The 3,077-nt window shown below is 66.8% G+C and carries 3 protein-coding genes; 2 read left to right on the top strand and 1 reads right to left on the bottom strand.

Annotated elements, in window-relative coordinates; translation table 11 throughout:
* A partial coding sequence (locus tag AB4Y84_RS17740; protein WP_442250564.1) for a putative bifunctional diguanylate cyclase/phosphodiesterase occupies window positions 1-1,054 on the top strand: 1,054 nt, incomplete at its 5' end.
* 4 nt (window positions 1,055-1,058) lie between these two features.
* Here AB4Y84_RS17740 and epmB read toward each other — a convergent pair.
* A complete protein-coding gene (gene epmB / locus AB4Y84_RS17735; protein WP_442250563.1) occupies window positions 1,059-2,099 on the bottom strand; it encodes an EF-P beta-lysylation protein EpmB in 1,041 nt (346 codons plus the stop codon).
* Window positions 2,100-2,196: 97 nt separating this feature from the next.
* Here epmB and efp point away from each other — a divergent pair, with 97 nt between their 5' ends.
* Window positions 2,197-2,763: an elongation factor P gene (efp, locus tag AB4Y84_RS17730; protein WP_006379771.1), complete on the top strand. Its 567-nt coding sequence runs from the start codon at window positions 2,197-2,199 to the stop codon at window positions 2,761-2,763.
* Window positions 2,764-3,077: the final 314 nt, after the last annotated feature.

The following is a 3,077-nucleotide window of genomic DNA, read 5'->3' as shown; positions in this document are numbered from 1 at the left end:
GTTCGGCGGCGACGAATTCGTGATCCTCGTCGGTGATGGCGATGTTGCGGCCAATGCGCGGTTGCTGGCCGAAGTGCTGGTGCGCGAGCTGGGCAAGCCGCTGGTGGTGCAGGGCAGGGAACTGTTCCTGGGCACCTCGATCGGCGTGACCCTGTTCCCCGACGATGCCGCGGATGCGACGACGCTGCTGAAGAACGGCGACATCGCGATGTACCAGGCAAAGATGGCCGGCAAGAACTGCTATCGCTACTACAGCCGGGCCATGGATCACGCGGTCGAGCGCCGCGTGCACATGGAGCAGGAGCTGCGCGGTGCCTGGGAGCGCGGCGAGCTGCGGCTGGCCTACCAGCCAATCTTCCGCATGCGCGACCGTCGCATGGTCGGTGTCGAAGTGCTGCTGCGCTGGCAGCACCCGACGCTGGGCACGATTCCGCCATCGGTGTTCATCGAGGTGGCCGAGCAGAGTGGCCTGATCGAGATCATCGGTCCGAAGGTGCTGCGTGCTGCCTGCATGGAGGCGGTGCAGTGGCCGCGCGGTGTGGCCGGTGACGAGCTGTTCGTCTCGGTCAATGTGTCGCCACGGCAGCTGCGTGGCGGTGAGCTGCCGGCGTTGGTTGCGCAGTGCCTGCAGGAGTCGGGCCTGCCGGCCTCGCGCCTGCACCTGGAGTTGACCGAGACCGCAGTGATCGGCGATGAAATGCTGGCCGCGCAGCTGCTGGACCGCCTGCACCGGGCAGGGGTGAAGGTATGGCTGGACGACTTCGGTACCGGCTTCTCCGGTCTCAGCCACCTGCGGCAGGTGCCGGTGGACGGCGTCAAGATCGACAAGAGTTTCGTCGCCGACATGCAGCGCGACCCGGACGATCTGGCCTTGACCACGGCGATCATCGCCATGGCCCACGCACTGGGCATCACGGTGGTGGCCGAGGGTATCGAACAGGAGGCACAGTTCGAGCTGCTGGCCCAGCGTGGCTGCGACCTCGGCCAGGGCTACCGGTTGAGCCACCCGGTCACCGCCACCGAGGTGGTGCGGATGATCGAGTCGGGCGTGTGAGGCGCTACAGCGGGCGCTTGCTCGGGTCGCCGGGCAGCTCGCGGACCAGCTTGGGCACCAGGTAGCCGGACAGCCGGGCAGTGAGGCTGGCAATCAGGGCCTTGGCCTGGACGTCATCCACTTCGAAATGGGCCACGCCCTCAACCCGATCCAACTGATGTAGGTAATACGGCAGCACGCCGGCGGCGAAGCTGCGTTCGCTCAGGTCCTGCAGCGCCTGCACGCTGTCGTTGACCCCGCGCAGCAGCACTGCCTGGTTCAGCAGCTGGGCGCCGATGCCACGCAGGCGGGCCATCGCCGCATCGACGCTGGCATCGAATTCATTGGCGTGGTTGGCGTGGACCACGATCGCCAGTGGCCACGGCAGGCTGCCCAGCCAGGCCAGCAGTTCCTCGTCCACGCGCTCGGGCAGCACGATCGGCAGGCGCGTGTGGATGCGCAACCGGCGGATGTGCGGGATCTGGCGCAGCGCATCGGTCAGCTCGGCCAGCTTGTGGGTGGCCAGCGACAACGGGTCGCCGCCGGACAGGATCACCTCATCGATGTCCGGGTCTGCGGCGATGGCCTCCACGRCCTCCTGCCAGCCCCCCTTGGCGGCGTTTTCGGCGCCATAGTCGAAATGCCGGCGGAAGCAGTAGCGGCAGTTGATGGCACAGCTGCCGGTGGCCACCAGCAGGGCGCGGCCACGGTACTTCTGGATGACCCCGGTGGCCTTCTTTGCTGCGCCGTCGCCCACTGCGTCAAAGCTGAACCCGGGCGCCGGGCGCATCTCGGCGTCGATCGGCAACACCTGCCGCAGCAGCGGATCGTGGGCGTCGCCACGGCGCATGCGGGCGACGAAACCCTCCGGCACGCGCAGCGCGAACTGGGCGATGGCCGCCTCCGATACGCCCAGCGCCGCGGCATCCAGATCCAGGCGGGCCAGCAGCGTCTGCGGGTCGCGCAGGGCCTGCCGCCACAGCTGCTGCCAGCGCGCGGGCGTGCTTGGCGACTGGGTCCGGGGGAAGGCGGAAAGCTGCATGGAGAGGGGGCCTGCGGTTATCATGGACACATAAACAGTTGCCCGCCGGGGTTCCGGTGGGCTTTCCATTCTATCCGGCTCGCCGCACGCGCGGCGGTTTCGCCATTTGAGGAGCTTGAGCATGGCCACTGCGGGCATGAACGATGTCAAGAACGGGATGAAGATCCTGGTCAACAATGAACCGGCCGTCATCTCCGAGACCGAGTTCATCAAGCCGGGCAAGGGCCAGGCCTTCACCCGCGTGCGCTATCGCTTCATCAAGTCGGGCCGCACGGTCGAAATGACCATGAAGGCGACCGACGACGTGGAAGTGGCCGATGTGGTCGATACCAACATGGACTACATGTACAGCGACGGCGAGTACTGGCATTTCATGGACCCGGAAACCTTCGAGCAGGTGCAGGCCGACAAGGCCGGCATGGGCGGCGCCGAGAAGTGGCTGAAGGGCGAGGAGTCCTGCATCGTGACCCTGTTCAACGGTTCGCCGATCTTCGTGCAGCCGCCGAATTTCGTTGAACTGAAGATCACCGAGACCGATCCGGGCGTCCGCGGTGACACCTCGGGCGGCGGCGGCAAGCCGGCCACCCTGGAAACCGGCGCCGTCGTGCGCGTGCCGCTGTTCGTCAACCAGGATGAAATCATCAAGGTCGACACCCGTTCGGGCGAGTACTCCTCGCGCGTCAAGTAATCCGGGTAGGCGCCGGCGCATTCGCGCTGGCGCTCCCACGATCCGCCATGGCGGATCGTGGGCCCCCACTCACCAGCATCCACACCCCGCCGCTTCGCGGCCGCCCCTGACTCAGGGGCTTGCCTTCCAGAAGCCCAGCGGTAGCCGTTTGACCGGTGATCAGTCGCCAGGTCGGAGCCAAGGCTACGTACGGTCCTTCCCCCAGCCAGTGAGCCCGCATGAGCGATAGCCCGCACCTCCCCGAAGCCTGCGACCTGCTCATCGAAGCCGGTTATGTCGTTCCGATCGAGCCGCATGCGGTGGTGCTGGAAGAC

The organism is Stenotrophomonas sp. 2YAF22 (assembly GCF_052114665.1).
GTDB lineage: Bacteria > Pseudomonadota > Gammaproteobacteria > Xanthomonadales > Xanthomonadaceae > Stenotrophomonas > Stenotrophomonas indicatrix.
Note: the sequence above shows the minus strand (reverse complement) of the source record. Positions and strands in the feature narration are given on the sequence as shown.